15 protein-coding genes are annotated in these 18,245 nt (G+C 68.8%); 1 reads left to right on the forward strand and 14 read right to left on the reverse strand.

Annotation, left to right across the window (positions count from 1 at the left end; all coding sequences use genetic code 11):
- Positions 1 to 27 precede the first annotated feature (27 nt).
- From ACLJPD_RS19460 to ACLJPD_RS19520, 13 genes are all read right to left on the reverse strand, one after another.
- Positions 28 to 816, reverse strand: coding sequence for an ESX secretion-associated protein EspG (locus tag ACLJPD_RS19460; RefSeq protein ID WP_410873847.1), 789 nt, complete (start codon positions 814 to 816; stop codon positions 28 to 30).
- A 3-nt stretch (positions 817 to 819) separates the two neighbouring features.
- Positions 820 to 1,818 carry a PPE domain-containing protein gene (locus ACLJPD_RS19465; protein WP_410873849.1) on the reverse strand — a complete coding sequence of 333 codons (999 nt, stop codon included), beginning with the start codon at positions 1,816 to 1,818 and terminating at the stop codon, positions 820 to 822.
- Positions 1,790 to 2,086 (reverse strand): PE family protein, encoded by a 297-nt coding sequence (locus ACLJPD_RS19470; RefSeq protein ID WP_410873851.1) that lies wholly within the window; start codon positions 2,084 to 2,086, stop codon positions 1,790 to 1,792. The genes ACLJPD_RS19465 and ACLJPD_RS19470 overlap by 29 nt, the downstream gene beginning before the upstream one ends.
- A 9-nt stretch (positions 2,087 to 2,095) precedes the next feature.
- Positions 2,096 to 3,448, reverse strand: a complete 1,353-nt coding sequence (locus ACLJPD_RS19475) for a hypothetical protein (protein ID WP_410873853.1) — start codon at positions 3,446 to 3,448, stop codon at positions 2,096 to 2,098.
- Positions 3,448 to 3,762 carry a hypothetical protein gene (locus tag ACLJPD_RS19480; protein WP_410873854.1) on the reverse strand — a complete coding sequence of 105 codons (315 nt, stop codon included), beginning with the start codon at positions 3,760 to 3,762 and terminating at the stop codon, positions 3,448 to 3,450. Before ACLJPD_RS19480 ends, ACLJPD_RS19475 begins: the two co-directional genes overlap by 1 nt.
- A 150-nt stretch (positions 3,763 to 3,912) precedes the next feature.
- Positions 3,913 to 4,308, reverse strand: coding sequence for a YbaB/EbfC family nucleoid-associated protein (locus ACLJPD_RS19485; RefSeq protein WP_410873856.1), 396 nt, complete (start codon positions 4,306 to 4,308; stop codon positions 3,913 to 3,915).
- The gene (locus ACLJPD_RS19490; protein WP_410873858.1) at positions 4,305 to 4,643 is read right to left on the reverse strand and encodes a hypothetical protein; all 339 of its coding nucleotides are present in this window, start codon (positions 4,641 to 4,643) and stop codon (positions 4,305 to 4,307) included. Before ACLJPD_RS19490 ends, ACLJPD_RS19485 begins: the two co-directional genes overlap by 4 nt.
- Positions 4,640 to 5,425, reverse strand: coding sequence for an ESX secretion-associated protein EspG (locus ACLJPD_RS19495; protein ID WP_410873860.1), 786 nt, complete (start codon positions 5,423 to 5,425; stop codon positions 4,640 to 4,642). The genes ACLJPD_RS19490 and ACLJPD_RS19495 overlap by 4 nt, the downstream gene beginning before the upstream one ends.
- A complete protein-coding gene (locus tag ACLJPD_RS19500) occupies positions 5,422 to 7,701 on the reverse strand; it encodes a hypothetical protein (RefSeq protein ID WP_410873862.1) in 2,280 nt (759 codons plus the stop codon). Before ACLJPD_RS19500 ends, ACLJPD_RS19495 begins: the two co-directional genes overlap by 4 nt.
- 28 nt (positions 7,702 to 7,729) lie before the next feature.
- Positions 7,730 to 8,863, reverse strand: a complete 1,134-nt coding sequence (locus tag ACLJPD_RS19505; RefSeq protein WP_410873864.1) for a hypothetical protein — start codon at positions 8,861 to 8,863, stop codon at positions 7,730 to 7,732.
- 55 nt (positions 8,864 to 8,918) lie between these two features.
- Complete coding sequence (locus ACLJPD_RS19510; protein WP_410873866.1) at positions 8,919 to 9,698, reverse strand: ESX secretion-associated protein EspG; 780 nt, start codon at positions 9,696 to 9,698, stop codon at positions 8,919 to 8,921.
- Positions 9,699 to 9,711: 13 nt separating this feature from the next.
- Positions 9,712 to 12,414 (reverse strand): hypothetical protein, encoded by a 2,703-nt coding sequence (locus ACLJPD_RS19515; protein ID WP_410873868.1) that lies wholly within the window; start codon positions 12,412 to 12,414, stop codon positions 9,712 to 9,714.
- Between the two features lie 32 nt (positions 12,415 to 12,446).
- The gene (locus tag ACLJPD_RS19520) at positions 12,447 to 12,758 is read right to left on the reverse strand and encodes a hypothetical protein (RefSeq protein ID WP_410873870.1); all 312 of its coding nucleotides are present in this window, start codon (positions 12,756 to 12,758) and stop codon (positions 12,447 to 12,449) included.
- 4,468 nt (positions 12,759 to 17,226) lie between these two features.
- Between ACLJPD_RS19520 and ACLJPD_RS19525 the strand changes: the two genes are divergently transcribed.
- Positions 17,227 to 17,409 (forward strand): hypothetical protein, encoded by a 183-nt coding sequence (locus tag ACLJPD_RS19525; RefSeq protein ID WP_410873872.1) that lies wholly within the window; start codon positions 17,227 to 17,229, stop codon positions 17,407 to 17,409.
- A 278-nt stretch (positions 17,410 to 17,687) separates the two neighbouring features.
- Here ACLJPD_RS19525 and ACLJPD_RS19530 read toward each other — a convergent pair whose 3' ends face one another.
- Positions 17,688 to 18,158, reverse strand: a complete 471-nt coding sequence (locus ACLJPD_RS19530) for a YbaB/EbfC family DNA-binding protein (RefSeq protein ID WP_410873874.1) — start codon at positions 18,156 to 18,158, stop codon at positions 17,688 to 17,690.
- Positions 18,159 to 18,245 lie beyond the last annotated feature (87 nt).

Genomic DNA, 18,245 nt, shown 5'->3' on the forward strand with positions numbered 1-18,245 from the left:
TGGTGGCTGGTTGACACCGGAGCGGAGCTAGGGCATCCACCCCCCGCCGGGCAACGTCTGGACCAACGCCGAGATCGCTTGTGCGACACGATGGTCGGATCCCGGCGTGAAAGTGGTCCATACCCGGAGGTCCGGCGCGGCGTTCGGACTCGCCGCGATCCGGCCACGGGCGGTGTCGTACACCGCCACGGCGCCGGAAGATCGGGTGGTCTGCCCCGCGTCGTAGGCGTAGGCGACGATCTCGGCGTGGGCGTGGCACTGCGCCATCGCCATACCGAATGCGACAGCCCCGCGCTCCTCGACGCCGATGTGGTGCGGCACCGCCGCGTAGTCGGTACTGGCTCGCGCGGCATCGACCCGGCGGGCGAGGTCCTCGGCGAGCCCGCTGAAATTGGCCACCTCGGCAGGCGCGCACTCGCCGAGCACGGCGAGGACAGGCTGGGCCAGCCCGGCGCCCGCGCCGTCGCACCATGTCGTGGCGACCTCGATCCGGTCCCCGACGCGCACCGCGACCGCGTGCGCGGCACCACGGCGAGTCAGACAGACTCGGCGCGGGCCGTCCTCTGTGACGATCCGGGCGGCGAGCTCGCGTTCGGGTCTGGCCAGCACGCGCAGGGCCGCAGCCAGTTCGGCGTCGACATCGCCGTAGTCGTCCACCAGTTCGCGCGACCGCAGCTCGGCCAGCGCCGACTCGCGCGCCGCGGCGAAGGACTCGAACGAATCCTGGTGTGGTCCGATGCCGAGGACCAGCGGCATGGTCTGGATGTCGAGCAACGCGCACAGTGCGAGGACGCTGTCGTCGGTCAGCACGGTCATGGGCTACTCCGCCGGAATTCCGGTGGCCGAGGCGGTGGGTTGCGGACCGCCGAGCACCGCGGGGACCGCGGTGATGCCCGCGTCCAGCTCGAGCGCGGCTCCCGCATCGAGTTCCGCCGCGCCCGCGCTCGGTGTGTGCTCGTCCTCCCCCGCTGCCGCGGCACCCGCGAGAGCGGCCGGGGGCAACAACTGGCCGACCCCGCCGCTGACCGACGTCGTCGGCGCCTGCGTCGCGACCACGAGCTCGGGGCCGGTGCGGACCGGCACGACCGCGCGCACACGCGCACCGGCGAGCACTCGCGGCACCACCGACGGCACCACCATCGGCGGCGACGAGATCGGTGACGGCCCGCGCAGCGGACTCGAATCCGGTGCTACCGCGGTCTGTTCAGCGGCGAGGGCCGCGGGCGAGGCGAGCACGGGCGGCGCGCTGTGCTGCCAGGGCGCGGCGAGCGGTTCGGTGGCCGACTCGTAGGTGCGCATGACCCGTGCGGCGGTGGTCTTGGCCACGTCGTTGTCGGCGTCGACCTCAGCGATATTGCCGACCAGCGGCCCGCCCAGCGACGTACCGACGGCCTGCAGGGTTCGCAGTGCGTCGTGCAGTGCGGCGATCTCGGCGATGTGCGGCATGGCCAGCCGGGCCACTTCGAAGGACGCGGCGTGGAAAGCGGTGTGCTCCGCGTTGCGGGTGGCCGCGGCCGCGATATCGGTCAACCAGGTCCGCATCGCCGAAAGCCGTTCCACCACATCGTCACTGGTGTCGGACTGCCAATGCCCGCGGATACCGGCGATGATCCGGTCGTACTCACCGACCGCCGCGCCGAAACTCGCGGCCAGCCCGGTCCACGCCGCGGCCGCTTCGACCAGCGGGACCGAACCGGGCCCACCGGTCAGGTCACGGGCCAGCTGATCGGTGGGTCTGGCTTCCCAGACCACACCGGTGAATCCGGGTGTCGGTGGTTCGATCATCGAATCACGACGCAGCGCCCAGGTCGGCGGCATTGCCCTGGTCCATCGCCGCCAGCTCGCGCGCCTGGGTCCGCAGCGTCGCGGCCAGTCGGCGCAGCTCGAGCACACCGTCACCGGCCGAGAAGCCGAAGTCCTCGGCGACCGCGCGCAGCGTCTGCGCCGCCTGCTGGGACACTTCGTCGAGACCGGGTGCGGCCACCGGCAGGGCGGGCTGATGCGCCTGCAGATCGGTTTCCAGCCGACCGGCGAGCTGATCGAGCTCCGCGGCGACACGGACTGCTTCGACGGGATCGAATCGCATGACGAACTCCTAGAGGGTGAGTGCCTTGTCCGGGGAATCCGGGTCGATGTCAGGGGCGACTGTGCTGTTCTCGGTCACTCCGACGACCGGTACCGCGATACCGGTGATCGCGCCGACCACCTCGTTGCCGTGCTCAGCGGTCACCAGGTCGGTGCGCAGGCTCGCAGCGCCATCGGTGGCCACTCGCGCCGCGCCCGCCGCGCCCATCGGCCCCGGCGCCATCGGCACCATGCCCGGGGTCGACGTGGTGGTCGTGGCGACCGGGCCTGCCGACCCGACGGTGGTGCCACCGCCGAGCGCGGCCGCGGCCCTGGCCTCCTGCAACGGTGCAGGCGTGGATGCCACGGCGCCGCCGCCGCTCGGTGTCGCGCCGAGCACCGGAGCTGACGTGGCCACCGCGGCCACCGGCAGCGCCACCGCGGCCGACGGGTCGGCGGTGGTCGGCGTCGACGACTCGATGACATCCTGCGCCACCTGGACACCGGTCGTGCCGACCGACATCAGCGTCTGCACCAATTGCACTGCCTGCGAGACGTATTGGGACGGATCGAGCCCGCCCGCCGCGGTCGTCGCCGACGTGGTCAGCGACCGTGCGGTGTCCACCGACGCGCCCGCCGACATCGGCGCCGCGACGGTGTCGGCGACCATCGTGCTCGACCGCGCCACCCCCGACGGGACCTCGGTGACCTCCACCTTCCGGCCGTCGGCGGTCATCTCGGCGCTGTGCGCGGTGAGTTCGACACGGGTGCGCCCGATCACCGCGAGCACCTGAGCCGTCGTCTGGGCCGTGGACGCCGCGACGAACGCCTGCCCCGGCGGGGTCGCGAGGAAGACACTCGAGGCCGCAAGGGTGGCGAGATAGTTCGCGATGATCGCGGTCACCTCGGTGTAGCCGGTGAACACGCTGGCCGCCGCGGCCGCGTGGTCGGCGTTCATCTTGGTGCCCTGCGCGGCCACCTCGGTGGTATCGATCGCGGCCGAGGTGGCCTTCTGCGCGGCCGAGGTCGCGCCGGCGCCCTCCCACAGCGACATCGCCGTCTCGATCGCGGTTGTTCCCAGCTGCGTCACCTGCTGCAGTACCGAGACCACCTGGGTGAGCACTTCGCTCGGGTCGAGTCCCGAGCCAACGGCGGGGATCCCGGTGCCGAAACTGCCGGCCAGGTCGGTCATCGGCTTGATCAAGGCACCCAGATCGAGAACCGGCAGCGGTGGCAGCTCGGGTAGCGGCACCGGCGGGGGAAGCTGTGGGAGGCCGGGCAGTCCGAGCGTGCTCAGCACCTCGGCCACCGGCCGGTCCACGACCGCGCCCAGCGCGCTGTCGCGCAGCAAGGAGACGATCGAGGGGTCAAGCGGCGCGCTCATCACGCGTTCCCGATAGTGCCCAGGGTCTCGGCGCTGGCCAGGTCGGTCGCGGCGTAGTGGGTGGCACTGTCGACCGCGGCGAGCGCGGTGCCCGCGTGCACGGCGGCCACTTCGGCGACCGAGCTCAGGTGGCTGGCCTGCGCGCCCGCGTAACTGGCCAGGAAGTCCTGCCCGATCAGCCCGAACACCGGCACCGAGGCGGCGATCACGGCGAGCTGGTCGACCGTGCCCGCCGCCAGCGTCTTCGCCGCCAGCGCCGCGGAGGCGGCGCCGTACTGCAGGATGGCTTCGGGGTTTGCTATCAGATCTGCCATGAAAACCTCTGCATGAAAGCCTGTTCGGCGCAACCACCGAAAACGGTTGAGTGACTCCGTTATTGGACCAAGTCACGGCGGAGATTGGCACGCCAGCAGGTTAAGAAGATCGGTCGCAGCGATGAACAACCAGTACCGCTCGCTGAGACGTTACGAATTCTGCTGACTGTCAAGCACTTTCGCATCAGGCGACGAGTTGAACTCGGTCACCAGATCACCGAAACGCGCATAGGCCACCGCGGTGGCGCGCCGCACCGTATCGACCACCGCTGTGTCGAACTGCTCCGGGGTCCAGCGTTGCACCGCAGAGGTGAGCACCAGGTCGAGCAGCGCGCCGTTACCGTCGACTGTCACTGTGACGACGCCGTCGGGGCTCGATTCGCGCACCCGGATCGCCGCGAGTTGCTCACCGAGCGCGTGCATCCGGTCCACCCGCCGCTGGGCCGTGGCCACCAATTCGTCCATCAGCGCCTCGGCCAGCGCCCCTGGCGAATTCGCGTAGCCCGCCAGGTGTGGCGGCAGCGAAGGACCGCCGGGCCCGGTCACAGTGCACGCAGCCAGGACTGCGGCTCGACGTCGTAGTCCTGCTCGTCGAGGAGCTCACGGCGCTCGACCTCGGCTGCGGTCGGCAGCCCGGTCAAGGCCAGCAGATCCGAACTCACCCCGGCCGCCGCCAGCTTCGCGCGCTGCCGCGCCCCCGCCCGATCGGCCGCCTGCCTGCACAGCCTGACCACCTCGGCGGCCAGATCCGCTGGTTCCCTACGCAATTCGGCCGGTTCGACCCGCACCCGCACCGGCATGCCCGTTTCCGTCGTCGCCACGGTGACAGCGCCGGAACGCGACGTCACCACCGTTGTCGACATGTTGTCGAGTTCACTCACAGTCGTTCATCCTTGATCGCTCGTATCACAGTGATGAGTTCGGCGTTGATCGCCGCGATCACGCCCTGCCGATCGGCCGCGGCCACCGTGACCGGCGGCCCCGCGGTGACCACATGGCGGCCGTCGTCGGGCAGATCGCGCCATTGCAGCCACCGCACGGACCGGCCCTTCGGGCCGAAACGTGAAATGCCCTGGGCGATTTCGATCACCCCGACGCGCTCCGGTGTCGTGTTCACGAACCGGCGGGCCCGCACCTCGGGGGTTTCGTCGTAGCCGTCCCACAGCCGCGAGGTCACCTCCCACTCGTCCGCCGGGTCGCTGGCCCCCTCGTCTGGCAGGGTGAACGCGCCGCCACGACCCGCGGCGGCCGCGGGGAGCGCGTCGGCGACCAGATCCGCCAGTCGCACCGCGTCGCATTCGGTCAGGGTGAACCCGGCGCTGTGGTCCACGGTCCGGCCGGGAAGCTGGGTCAGCAGATAGCCTCTGGACTCACGCCGCGCGGCGAGCAACCGGATGCTCGCCGCGGGATTCGCCGGATCGCGGCCATCGACCCCGCGCACCCGGAGCACGATGTCGGGGCGCGCGATGTCGGCCAGGGCCGCGTCCAGTGCCGGATCTGGCTCGGCGAGCACCTGGTCGAGCATTCGCACCCGCGCCCGCTGGAAATCGTCCTCGTAGGCGATGTCGGTGGTGAAGACGAAGGGGTGCGGGAGCGAGTCCTCGCGTAGTCGCTGCCACCGCACCACGAATTCGAGATCGGGGAAGCTCCAGCGCGGGGTCATCGTTCCACGACCGGCCGGACCACGGCGGGAGCGTCGCCGATGGCGTCGTCCAGGTGGTCGGTGGATTCGAGGAAGGTGGCCCGGCGATGCTGGTTGCCGCCCTGTCCACCCGCTCCGGCGCCGGCGCCGGCCGCACCGGCGGCACCGGGCGGGCCGGGTGTGGCCATCGGGTTCGCGCCGCCGTCGACGGTGGAACCGAACTGGATGCCCGCGCCGACCGGCGCCACGGCCGCCACCCGGGGAAGTAGGGGTGACGATGCCAAGGCGTCGTGGGTGATCGGTCCGGCCAGACTGGCACCACCACCACCGCCGCCGCTACCACCGCCCGCGCCGGCCAGCAGGGATTCGATATCGAGGGGACTCCCGCCACCGGTGCCGCCGAGACCCGGAATCTTGTCCAGCCCGGCCAGACCGAGCAGCTCCTGCTGTTCTTCAGGGGTGAGCGCGCCGGTCAGTTCGGTGAAGGTCTCCTGTAGCTGGGTCCACCCGTCCTGTGCCGCGGTCAGCAGTTCCTTGATCATCGAGGGCAGGTCGGTGCTCTGCCCTGTGCTCTCCGGGGTCATCGTCGACGAACTGCCCGCCAGGTCCGACCCGGCGGACGCGGACAGCGGCTCGAGCTCGCGCGAGGTGGTCGAGCCAGGACTGCCTGCGGTCTTCTCACCGGTCGAACCGCCGTCGACAACCGGCGCGGCCCTGTTCGACATCGCGCCGTCGATTTCCTCGGCACTGCCCGATTCGACCCCGAGGCAGGAGCTTTCCTGAGCCAGCCCCTCGATGGCGGCGTCACCGGCGAACAGTTCGGAGGTGGCCTCGGAACTGCCCAGGACGGACTGACCATCGTCCTGCCCGCCGGTGGTGGCAGCAGCGCCCCGGACGGGTGAACCCGCGCCGGACTCGTCGCCGGGTCGATGACCGCCGGACCCACCGCCGGCTCCCCGGCCGCCGGACCCGCCACCATGACTACCGGACCCACCACCAGACCCTTGACCACCGGACCCGCCACCAGCACCTTGACCACCGGACCCACCACCGGATCCCCCGCCACCGAACCCACCACCGGATCCCTGACCACCCGGCTCACCACCGGTCCCCTGACCACCGGACCGACTACCGGATCCCCCGCCACCGGACCCACCACCAGAGCCCTGACCACCGAACTCGTCGCCGGTCGCGGCGAACACGGCCGGTGTGACAACGGGCTTCGGCTCACCGGATGTGCTGTCGCCGTTGATGATCACGCTCGATGGCAACTGCGGGTACGCAGTCTGGATGCCGCCGAAAGCACCATCGGCGGCGGGCAACGTCGGCACGTGCGTCGAGGACAGCGTCAACCCGGTGAGATAGGTGTTGCGGAAGTTCTGCCGATAGATCGGCAGGTCGTTCGTACTCGCGGGGGGAACGGCGGAGACCGTGTCTGCCGGGTTCGTCGCTGTCGGCGGCATCGACCGCTGCGTCGAATCCAGCCAGCCCGCCGTGAACCGCACCAACTCACCGACCCCGCGCACCCCGGCCGACAACCGCGGCACCGCGAGCGCATATGCCTTGACCGCCTGCACCGCGACCTCTTTGCCAGGACCGGTCCACTGCTCGACAGTCACCGTGTCGACGCGGTCGACGAAATCGGCGAAGACTCCCTCGAGTTCACCCGCCGTCCACAGCCATCCCCCTGACTGGTCGGCGAGGGTGGCGACCACCTGGTTCACCCTGATGTAGTTGCCCACCTCCCACAGCGCCGACCAGCTCATCCCGTCGGCGCTCTCGCCGGCGATCGCCGTCGAGTCGACAGCCTGCGAGCCACTCAGCGAGTCGGGCAGAGCCACCGTGGTCGGCACGACCGGCGGTGGGGTGTGCGCCGGGTAGTCGTCGAACACCGTCTTGCCCGGTGGATCGCGCTGGATCCCGTCGAGCAGATCGGCGTTGAAGCCGTCCATGTCACCGTAGGCCTTACCGGCCGCGACGAATGTGTCGATCATGTCGGTGAGAATCGACTTGTGGTCGGCCAGAATGCCGTCCAGCTCGGTCGCCTTCCGGCCGAACTTCGTGCCGAGCGCCACGCCGGAGCCCAGACCCGACACCGGTTTGCCCGTCCCGAGACTCACCAGATGCTCGCGAAGACCATTGATGCCCTGGATGACCAGCGAGGCGGCGGCCGCGAGATCGCGGGCCACCGACGGCTCGAATCGCAGTGGGTCGACCGACCCCGCCGGATGCGAGCGGGCATACTCGCTCAGGCTCGACCAGGGACTTCCGGTGAACGTCGGCTCGTCGGTGCTCATGGTCACGCTCCTGGTAGAAGTGCGGCGATCACGGTTCGACGATCGCCGCACCGGACATGGTCAGCTGGTGCATCGCGGAATCGATATCGGCGTCCGCGCCGAACACCGCCAGCACATGCCCGCGGGTGAGGGCGCCCTCATAGGCCGCGACGAGCAGATCGGCCACATGATCGGCGGCCAGGCTGCCGGGACCGGCGCCGATCAGACCGCGGACCACCAGCTCGGCCGCGTCGTCGCTCCAGATACCGGGCATCGCTTCGTCGATCCGGTCGGTTTCGCTCCCGGCACCGCGATACCACCGGTCCTCCAGCCACCAGTAGCAGAACGAGACCATTCCGGTGGCCGCTCGGGCGTTGAGCACCTGATCGGTCACCCAGGCCGGCGCGCCCGCGTACACCGGCGGTAGCTCGGATCCGTTCCGGTAGGCGGCACGTAACGCGTCCGCCTCCCACACACCGCCGGACAGCACCGCCCGCGCGCGCGGCAGCAGATACAGCGTCGCGCCGGATCGCTGCGCACCCTCGAACCAGCCGAAGGACGGCATGATCCGGGGACCCCACTCCGAGCGCACCGCGACGAAGGCCGCCGACAGCACGGTCCAGCGCACCCAGATCGCGGGCAGCTCGGGCAGCTCGTCGTGCGTCGCCACCGCCGCTGTCCCGCTCTCACGATCCGCCCTTGCCCGCTCGGCCGCGACGGCGGGTGAGCGCGTCTGCCGATCATCGTGGAACAGATAGGCGGACAACCACATCGGCAGCTCGCGGCGCGGATACTCGGCCAGGTCGGCCAGATAGGCCTCGGGAGCGAACAGCTGGTCGTCGGGGAACGGGTCATCGCCGTAGTCGTAGTCGACCTCGAGTTCGCCCTCGGTGTCGAGCCGCATCAGCAGTCGCCACCACGGCCCGTCTCCGGCATCGGCCGAGACCACCCGTTGCTCGGCGGCCAGCGCCAGCACATCCTCGGGCACCGAGGCCTGCAACACCTGTTCCTCGGCATCGACGTAGTTGACCTGCCCACCGCCGAGCGCGACGGTCATCGTGAAGACCGCCGACAGCTCCTGCCATCCCGGCGGGCCCATCTCGCCCAGCGCCCGCGCGATGCGGATCACGAGCTCGCGCGCCCGTTCCTCGGACGTGGACTCCGGGACGCTCGGCGCGCTCATCGCCGGTCTTCCGTTCGCATCGGCATCGCGGGCCGACCGCACCGCAGTTCGTCCATCAATGATCCACTTCGTGGAAGTCGTCCATGCGCTCGAGAATTCGCTCGATCTCGCCGTCGACCCATTCCGACAGACCCGCGCCCGACATACCCACCGCGGTCGGTGCCGCGTGATGCAGCTCCATCACATACCGACCGTCACCGGGCAGGTCGCGCCACAACCTGCCGCCGCGGGTGATGCCGCGCGGGCCGTACATCGATCTGCCCTGCACCACCTGCACCACGCCGGTCGACTCGGCCGGGATCGCCAGAAACCGCGCGCTGGGAAACCCACGGGACTCCTCGTCCGCGACCAGCGAGCCGAAGCCGAAGCCGGCCGACTCCGGCTCCAGCTCGATGGCGATCGGTCCGCGCAAACCCGCGACCGCGGCGGGCATATGCGCCATGACCGCATCACCGAGACCTCGCGGATCACAGGTGGAAATCGTGAAACCGCCTGCGTGGTCGAGAGTCCGGCCCGGTTTCTGCACGGCCACATAGGCGCGCGAACCCCGTCGGCCCGCATGGACAAGGGTCCACTTCTCCGGATTGTCGAAATCCGCGTCGTCCCACGCCTGCGCACCGACCACGACGGTCGGCGCGGCGAGAGTGTCGATGATGATCTCCAGATCGCGGTCCATCCGCCGGGCCAGGTCCTGCCTCGTAGCCAGGCAGGCCCGCTCGAATTCTTCGAGCTCGCGGATATCGCTGGTGAAGGTGAACGGGGTCGGCAGTTCACCGCCCACATACTGATCACACAGCACCTTGAACTCGAGATCGGTGAAGTTCCAGGTGCTCACCGCCGTACTCCCGTCATGGCTCGATCACCGGTTTGACCCGAAACGGCGTGTCGCCCAAGGCTTCTTCCATCCAATCGGTCGAGGTCAGGAATCTCGGCCTGCGATGCCCACCGGCCGCACCACCCGCACCCGCGCCCGCACCCGGCGAACCGGCCGCGCCGGGGGTGCCCGGCTGACCATAAGGACTCGAGCCCGTCGCCGCGCCCATGGCCGTACTGGAGGCATCGCCCGCGGTGGTCGCGGATGCGAACAGGTTCGTGTGCCGGGGCTCGGCGAGTAGCTGCGCCGGCTCGACGCCACCGCCACCACCGCCGCCACCGCCACCGGCATCGCCGCCACCGGCACCGCCGCCACCGGCCATGCTGGGGTCGAGACCGGCGGCGATATCAGCCAGCCCTTCCATGCCAGGGATCTTGCTCAGCCCGTCCAGCTGGGTCGCCAAGCTCTCGGCGGCCGCGGGGTCGAGCACACCGGACAGGAAATTGCCGAAGGCCTCGAATCCGGTGCCGATGAGTTCACCGATCTTCGAGATCAGGTCGGAGCCACCGGAAGTCGCGAGATCGAGCAGATTGCTCCCGTTCTCACCCAGTACAGCCTCGAGGCCACCGGCCTCGGCGATGCCGGGCAACAGTTCACCCAGCGCCGCGGACTGTTCCTCGGTCAGTGTCGGCAGCAGTTCACCCAGCTGCGCGACCTGATCCGAACTCAGCGTCGGCAACAACTCGCTCAGCGAACTCAGCGCCTCGGGACTGAGATCCTGGAACAGTTCGCCGAGCGCGGCGGTCTGCTCCGGGGTCAGGTTCGACAGCACGTCGCCGAGGGCGGTGGCCTGCTCGGGGGTCAAGCTCGGGAGCAGGTCGGTCAGCGCGGCGCCTTGCTCCGGACTCAAGCCAGGAATCAGCTCGTCGAGCGAGGGTGCGCTGCCGTCGGTGTCGGTATCGCCGCCGCCGCCGATGATGTCGTCGATGATGTCCTGCATCGACGGTGGTTTCGTGCCCTTCGAACCCGAACCCGAACCCGAACCTGAACCTGATCCCGAGCCCGAGCCCGAGCCCGATCCTGAGCCGAGGCCGGAGGGAATTGCGCTGCCGCCCTGAGGGATCGGGGAATCAGCGTTCGAGGTGTCGCCGGTTTCGCCGCCGGCTTGGCCGAGCAGTTCCGAGAGGCTGGGAACTGGGCTGCTCCCACCGGTTCCGCCACCGGTTTCGCCGCCACCGGTTCCGCCACCACCGGTTTCGCCACCACCGGTTCCGCCACCCGTGCCGCCACCGGTTCCACCGCCGGAACCGAGTATGTCGTCGAGACTGGGAATTGGGTTATTGGATCCGCCACCCGTGCCACCACCCGTGCCACCACCGGTTCCACCACCACCGGTTTCGCCACCACCGGTTCCGCCACCCGTGCCGCCACCCGTGCCGCCACCGGTTCCACCGCCGGAACCGAGTATGTCGTCGAGACTGGGAATTGGGTTATTGGATCCGCCACCCGTGCCACCACCGGTTCCACCACCGGTTCCGCTACCACCGGTTTCGCCACCACCCGTGCCGCCACCACCGGTTCCGCCACCTGTGCCACCACCAGTTCCACCACCACCGGTGCCGCCACCGCCGGTTCCACCACCACCGGTGCCGCCACCGCCCGTGCCGCCACCACCAGTTCCGCCACCGCCGGTTCCACCACCGCCGGCATCTTGTTTGGTAGGAATCTCGATCGTCGGGATCGTCGACTGGGTCCGCTTGATTCCCTCCGCGTAGTACTTGTTGAAACGGTCGCGGTACTTGCCGGTCTGGTCCTTACACGCGTACTTCTTCGGCGAGTCCGGGGCGGGCATCTCGTTCTTGGTGACCGTCAACCACTGACTGGTATAGAGCAGGCTGCTGCCCGTGGTCTTCGTCGCGGCGACCAGGTCAACCGTGCTGTTCTTGTACTTTTCCACCGCATTCGCGGCTGCCTCCGACGAAGCACCCCGCCAAGAGGTCTTCAGGTTGTTTATCTGGGTCGCGTATGTCTGGAGATGATGCTCGATCTTGCCCGCGAGCCACAGCCAGTGGGAATGCATTTCGTAGGCCTGCGTCGGCATGATCGACTGCCCGAACGCCTTCAGGTCGTCGAAGTGCAGACTGTCCGCGTTCTCGATCGTGATGTTGACCGTATCGGTCTTGCCGCCATATCCCTGCACTGCCTGGGGAAAGGTCGGCATGGTGTAGGAGAAATCTGAATATCCGCCGCCGGCCCTGGACTCGTCGCCGATGTCGAACTTTTCGAACTCCTCTTCGTCACCACCGGTTCTCGTGACATCCGGCGCACCGGTGGACGCAGGCGGGTTGAGATTCACCTTGACATCTTTGACCTTGGTCAACGTATCGAAATTGACCTTGCTGCTGTTCTCGGCTGCCGCGAACGCCTTGCCGGCTGCGACGAACGTATCGTACTGATCCTCGACGATATCCACGTGATTGCGCAGCGAATCATAGAGCGCTTGGCCGTGCGCACTGTAGACCTTCGCCAGCTCACGGCTCGACGCCAGATTACTGAACGCGCCGACGGAATTCAGACGCTGTTCGTAGACGATATCCGCGAGACGGTCCAGGTCCGCGATCAACTGGGCCGCGGCCTTGGTGGCCGCGACAACGTCGGTATCCTGGAACTGGAGCTGCCCGCTGTTGGCAGCACCGAGAATCGGTCCCCAGGCAGTCACGGGCGCCGGCGCGGTCATCGCTTATGCTCCTGCGTCATTCGGTCCACCGGTCACTCTTTCTCGTCGGAGGCGATCATGAGTAGGGCTGCCTGCACCTGGCCATCAGCGAAACCGACTGCCCCTGATGCCAAGGCGTCACCGCTTTCGAGAAGGCTCTTGCGCGTCACCTTGTAGCCCTTCGTCCCACCGGCGAACTTGCCGCCGAAAGAGTCGTTCCCCCAAGGGAAATTGGTCGTATCGGATTCCAGTGCGAGCGCACCACGAAGTTTGGTGACTATTCGCTTGAGCTCCGCCGCGGCATCGACAGTGATGGCCGACGCTCGCTTCAGCTCGTAAGGGTCGACTTCGATACGTTCCGCCATCGGACTACGGCCTCACTATCAGTGCTATCGGATTCATGTCAGATTGAAAGGTTTGTCCACACCGCCACCGGGCGGAGCCCCCGCGGCGGCCCCGGGATCCGGCTGAGCCTGCGCCCCGTCCGCAACACCCGGCTCCACCACCACCGCACCGCCAGGCTGCCAGTCATGCTTATCCGCCAAATCGGTTGGCGCGGTGTACGCCGGCGGAAAAACAAAGGGCATCGGATACCACTTGGCCCGAGTCTTGGCCCTCATGTCCTTACCGTCACCGAACCCTGGTGAGAGCACGACGTTGTGCCCCCTCCTCAGATCGAACACGGTAAAGGTGTCCGAGTTCACACCAGGAGGTCGTGGCGTCACACCAACGGGAGGCGCCGGGGTATTCGGACCACCAACAGGAGGCGCAGGCGGAGTACCCGCACCATCAGTGCCGACCGGCGGAGCACCCGACCCATCAGTACCGACCGGCGGAGCACCCGCACCATCAGTACCGACCGGCGGAGCACCCGACCCATCAGTACCGACCGGCGGAGCACCCGCACCATCAGTACCGACCGGCGGAGCACCCGACCCATCAGTACCGACCGGCGGTGCACCCGACCCATCAGTACCGACCGGCGGTGCACCCGACCCATCGGTTCCGACCGGCGGAGTACCCGCACCGTCGGTGCCGACCGGCGGAGTACCCGCACCGTCGGTGCCGACCGGCGGTGCACCCGACCCATCAGTACCGACCGGCGGTGCACCCGACCCATCGGTTCCGACCGGCGGAGTACCCGCACCGTCGGTGCCGACCGGCGGTGCACCGGACCCGTCGGTGCCGACCGGCGGTGCACTCGACCCATCGGTGCCGACCGGCGGTGCACCCGCACCATCGGTGCCGACCGGCGGAGTACCCGCACCATCGGTGCCAACCGGCGGAGTACCGGACCCATCGGTGCCGACCGGCGGTGCACTCGACCCATCGGTGCCGACCGGCGGTGCACCCGCACCATCGGTGCCGACCGGCGGTGCACCGGACCCATCGGTGCCGACCGGCGGAGTACCGGACCCATCGGTGCCGACCGGCGGGGTACCCGCCCCGTCGGTGCCAACCGGCGGAGTACCGGACCCGTCGGTGCCGACCGGCGGTGCACCGGACCCATCGGTGCCGACCGGCGGTGCACCCGCACCATCGGTGCCGACCGGCGGAGTACCGGACCCGTCGGTGCCGACCGGAGGGGTACCCGCCCCGTCGGTGCCGACCGGCGGAGTACCGGACCCATCGGTGCCGACCGGAGGGGTACCCGCCCCGTCGGTGCCAACCGGCGGAGTACTCGACCCATCGGTGCCGACCGGCGGTGCACCGGACCCATCGGTGCCGACCGGCGGAGTACTCGACCCATCGGTGCCGACCGGCGGTGCACCCGCCCCGTCGGTGCCAACCGGCGGAGTACCGGACCCATCGGTGCCGACCGGCGGAGTACCCGCCCCATCGGTGCCAACCGGAGGGGTACCCGCCCCGTCGGTGCCAACCGGCGGTGCACCCGCACCATCGGTGCCGACCGGCGGAGTACCCGCACCATCGGTGCCGACCGGCGGTGCACCCGCCCCGTCGGTGCCAACCGGCGGAGTACCGGACCCATCGGTGCCGACCGGCGGAGTACCGGACCCATCGGTGCCGACCGGCGGCGCACCCGCACCATCAGTACCGACCGGCGGCGCACCCGCACCATCAGTACCGACCGGCGGCGCACCCGCACCATCAGTACCGACCGGCGGTGCACCCGCACCATCGGTGCCGACCGGCGGAGTACCCGCACCATCAGTACCGACCGGCGGCGCACCCGCACCATCAGTACCGACCGGCGGCGCACCCGCACCATCAATACCAACCGGCGGAGCACCCGCACCATCGGTACCGACCGGAGGCGCAGGCGGAGTACTCGACCCGTCAGTGCTCGGGCTCGTCACGCCACGGGTGTTCGTTCCACCAGCGCTCGTCCCACCGCCGACACTCTTCCCAGCACCGGTGCCTGTTCCACCGCCGGTACTCGAACCGCCGCCGGTGTTCGGCGCCCCACCGGTGCTCGGGGTACTCAGCGCCCCACCAGTACTCGGGCTCGGGGTACTCGGCACGCCGACAGGGGAGGGGGTACTCGACCGATCACCGCCGACAGGAGGCGGATCAGTGCCGACGCGAGGCGGCGCACCCACACCATCAGTACCAACCGGAGGAGTACTCGACCCGTCGGTACCGACCGGAGGCGTGCTCGCCCCATCGGTACCAACCGGGGGCACACCCGCACCATCGGTACCGACCGGAGGAGTACCCGCACCATCGGTACCAACGGGCGGAGTACTCGACCCATCGGTGCCGACCGGCGGTGCACCCGCACCGTCGGTGCCAATCGGCGGTGCACCCGCACCATCGGTTCCAACCGGAGAAGTACTCGCCCCGTCGGTGCCGACCGGCGGTGCACCCGCACCATCGGTGCCAACCGGCGGCGCACCCGCACCATCGGTTCCAACCGGAGAAGTACTCGCCCCGTCGGTGCCGACCGGGGGCGCACCCGCACCATCGGTGCCAACCGACGGCGCACCCGCACCATCGGTACCAACCGGCGGCGTACTCGCCCCATTGGTACCAACCGGCGGAGCACCCGCCCCATCGGTGCCGACCGGGGGCGCACTCGACCCGTCGGTGCCGACCGGAGGTGCACCCGCACCATCAGTACCAACGGGCGGAGTACTCGACCCATCGGTACCAACCGGCGGTGCACCCGCACCGTCGGTGCCGACCGGCGGTGCACCCGCACCATCAGTACCGACCGGCGGTGCACCCGCACCATCGGTACCGACCGGAGGTGCACCCGCACCATCCGTGCCAACCGGCGGTGCACCCGCACCATCAGTACCAACGGGCGGAGTACTCGACCCATCGGTACCGACCGGAGGTGCACCCGCACCATCCGTGCCAACCGGCGGCGCACCCGCACCACCGGTACCGACCGGCGGTGCACCCGCACCATCAGTACCAACCGGAGGTGCACCCGCACCATCGGTACCAACCGGAGGTGCACCCGCACCATCCGTGCCAACCGGCGGCGCACCCGCACCATCGGTACCAACGGGCGGAGTACTCGACCCATCGGTACCGACCGGAGGTGCACCCGCACCATCGGTACCGACCGGGGGTGCACCCGCACCATCCGTGCCAACCGGGGGCGCACCCGCACCATCGGTACCGACCGGCGGTGCACCCGCACCATCGGTACCAACCGGAGGTGCACCCGCACCATCCGTGCCAACCGGCGGAGCACCCGCACCATCCGTGCCAACCGGCGGAGCACCCGCACCATCAGTACCAACGGGCGGAGTACTCGACCCATCGGTACCAACCGGAGGTGCACCCGCACCATCCGTGCCAACCGGGGGCGCACCCGCACCATCGGTGCCGACCGGCGGTGCACCCGCACCATCGGTACCAACCGGAGGTGCACCCGCACCATCCGTGCCGACCGGAGGTGCACCCGCACCATCCGTGCCAACCGGCGGAGCACCCCCACCATCAACACCAACCGGCGGGGCACCCCCACCATCAACACCAACCGGCGGAGCACCCACCCCACCAGTGCCGACGGGAGGCGGCGCGGAACCAGTGGTCAGGCCTGCAGTGACCACTGGAACTCCAGGGCCGGGGGTGAGTGGGATGCCTGCACCTGTGGCGGGGGTCGGGGTGCCGCCACCGAACATGTCACGCACTTTGTTGAAGCCCAGGCTGGTGGTTGTTCCCTTGTGCCAGACGTTCGTCCGGACTTCACCGCTCGATATCGGTGTGAATCGGTGGGAGATACCTCGCGCACCACCGACCATCGCACCACGCGCGACAGCACCGGTCCACCCATGGGGCGAGGCCATGGAAGTGAGATCTCCGGTGACCATAGCGGCGCCGAGATTGCTGAACACGTTGCTTACCGCGCCGGAGGCGCCACCGATCACCGCACCGTGTACGAACATGCCCGTGCGGAAAGGTGCGTTGCCCAGATTGCCGAGGCCGGTCGGTTGACGCCATGGAAAATGCTTGTCGACCTTGGGGAAGATGAGCTTGTTGGAACCATGGCCGAGCACACGGGCGAATTCGCGACCGAAAGGAGTAGAGACCGCCGCACCCATCACCGATGCGCCGAACTCCTTTCCGTTGAACTTCCGGCGCTTCCCCTGCCCCATCTGACCGACCTGGATAGAGGCGTTGATACCGCCGGCGACGAGCACCGCCTCACCGATCTTGATCGTGTATACCGAGAGGCCCCTCGAGGACGGCAGCGTATTCTTCCAGCCGGGACTGGCGATCTTGGACTTCCAGTCGAGAATCCAGTACTTAGATGTCCGGGTTCCGTTCGCCACACCTGCGGTCAACGAATCGGCGTGGTGAATGAATTTGATCTTCGACAGTTGCTTTTGGATACCGCCCTGGAGGGTGTCCTCGATGACCCGCAGAATCGATCGAGTCGTAGTGATGGCCGCGGCCTCGACAGCAGGCGCTGTCGGCGGGAACACCCACGCCCAGATGATCTCCAGCAGCAGCCAGATCAACGAAATGATGATGTTCAGCTTTGCCGCTTGGAGTTCGGTGCCCATGTCGAAGGTGGTGTCGGACAGGCCCTTGTAGAGATCGGACAGCGCCTTGATCGACTGCTCCCCCACCAGGAACTTGTCGAACATCAGGCCGATCTGGTCCGCACCCTCCCCGGCGGTGTAGGCCCCCATCGCCGCGGTCTTCGCGGACTCGAACTGGCCGATCGCCGTGACGAGTTCGGTGCTGGCCGCCTCCCAGGCACGGGAGACATCCCACATCTTGTCTTCGTCGCCGTCAGGCCACGAGGCGCCGGCGATCCAACCGAGCCAACGCAGCTCCGGCGGCAGATACAGGGTCATGGGGTGGCCGACTCAATCGTTGTCGGAGACCATAGAGCGCGAGCCGGTTCCAGGATCGGAACCCGCTGGGGCTGCGTCGTATTCGCGCATCCCCTTCGGTGCCGGTGGCTCGACCGGCATCCGCGAGCCGAGGTCGGGGGCGCCGTCGATCAGGTCCGACAACTTCGGCAGCGCGGCCTTGCGCTCACGCAGCGGCGCGAGCAGTTTCTCGCTGAGCGAGCCGACCTCGGTCGCGGCCTTCTGCACAGCCTCGGTCATGCCCTCGGCGATCTCCTCGTAGCTGAGTTCGGCGATATCGTCGGCGAAGACCGTCTGGATCAGCAGACCATCGGCGTTGACGGTCACCGTGATCCGCTCTTCGCAGGCAGTGCCGGTGGCGGTCAGCCTCGACCGTTTCAACTGAATCTCGGCGATGCCGCGCATCTGCTCTCCGAGCCCGTCCAGCATTGTCATCATGTCGGCACGTAGGCGCTCGTTGACCATCGCAAGACCTCCAGACTTCGTTGATCAAGAACACCGCATCACAGTGAATCCGACATGGCGCGAAAGGAAACTGCGCGGAACGAGCAG

Origin of the sequence: Nocardia sp. A7, assembly GCF_046549215.1 — a bacterium.
Taxonomy (GTDB): domain Bacteria; phylum Actinomycetota; class Actinomycetes; order Mycobacteriales; family Mycobacteriaceae; genus Nocardia.

Coding starts and splice junctions, on each gene's coding strand:
- ACLJPD_RS19475 (WP_410873853.1), bottom strand. CDS start 3,448: ATGAGCGCGCCGCTTGACCCCTCGATCGTCTCCTTGCTGCGCGACAGC.
- ACLJPD_RS19515 (WP_410873868.1), bottom strand. CDS start 12,414: ATGACCGCGCCGGCGCCCGTGACTGCCTGGGGACCGATTCTCGGTGCT.
- ACLJPD_RS19530 (WP_410873874.1), bottom strand. CDS start 18,158: ATGGTCAACGAGCGCCTACGTGCCGACATGATGACAATGCTGGACGGG.
- ACLJPD_RS19465 (WP_410873849.1), bottom strand. CDS start 1,818: ATGCCGCCGACCTGGGCGCTGCGTCGTGATTCGATGATCGAACCACCG.
- ACLJPD_RS19520 (WP_410873870.1), bottom strand. CDS start 12,758: ATGGCGGAACGTATCGAAGTCGACCCTTACGAGCTGAAGCGAGCGTCG.
- ACLJPD_RS19480 (WP_410873854.1), bottom strand. CDS start 3,762: ATGGCAGATCTGATAGCAAACCCCGAAGCCATCCTGCAGTACGGCGCC.
- ACLJPD_RS19470 (WP_410873851.1), bottom strand. CDS start 2,086: ATGCGATTCGATCCCGTCGAAGCAGTCCGTGTCGCCGCGGAGCTCGAT.
- ACLJPD_RS19525 (WP_410873872.1), top strand. CDS start 17,227: ATGACCCGCAGAATCGATCGAGTCGTAGTGATGGCCGCGGCCTCGACA.
- ACLJPD_RS19505 (WP_410873864.1), bottom strand. CDS start 8,863: ATGAGCGCGCCGAGCGTCCCGGAGTCCACGTCCGAGGAACGGGCGCGC.
- ACLJPD_RS19495 (WP_410873860.1), bottom strand. CDS start 5,425: ATGACCCCGCGCTGGAGCTTCCCCGATCTCGAATTCGTGGTGCGGTGG.
- ACLJPD_RS19460 (WP_410873847.1), bottom strand. CDS start 816: ATGACCGTGCTGACCGACGACAGCGTCCTCGCACTGTGCGCGTTGCTC.
- ACLJPD_RS19500 (WP_410873862.1), bottom strand. CDS start 7,701: ATGAGCACCGACGAGCCGACGTTCACCGGAAGTCCCTGGTCGAGCCTG.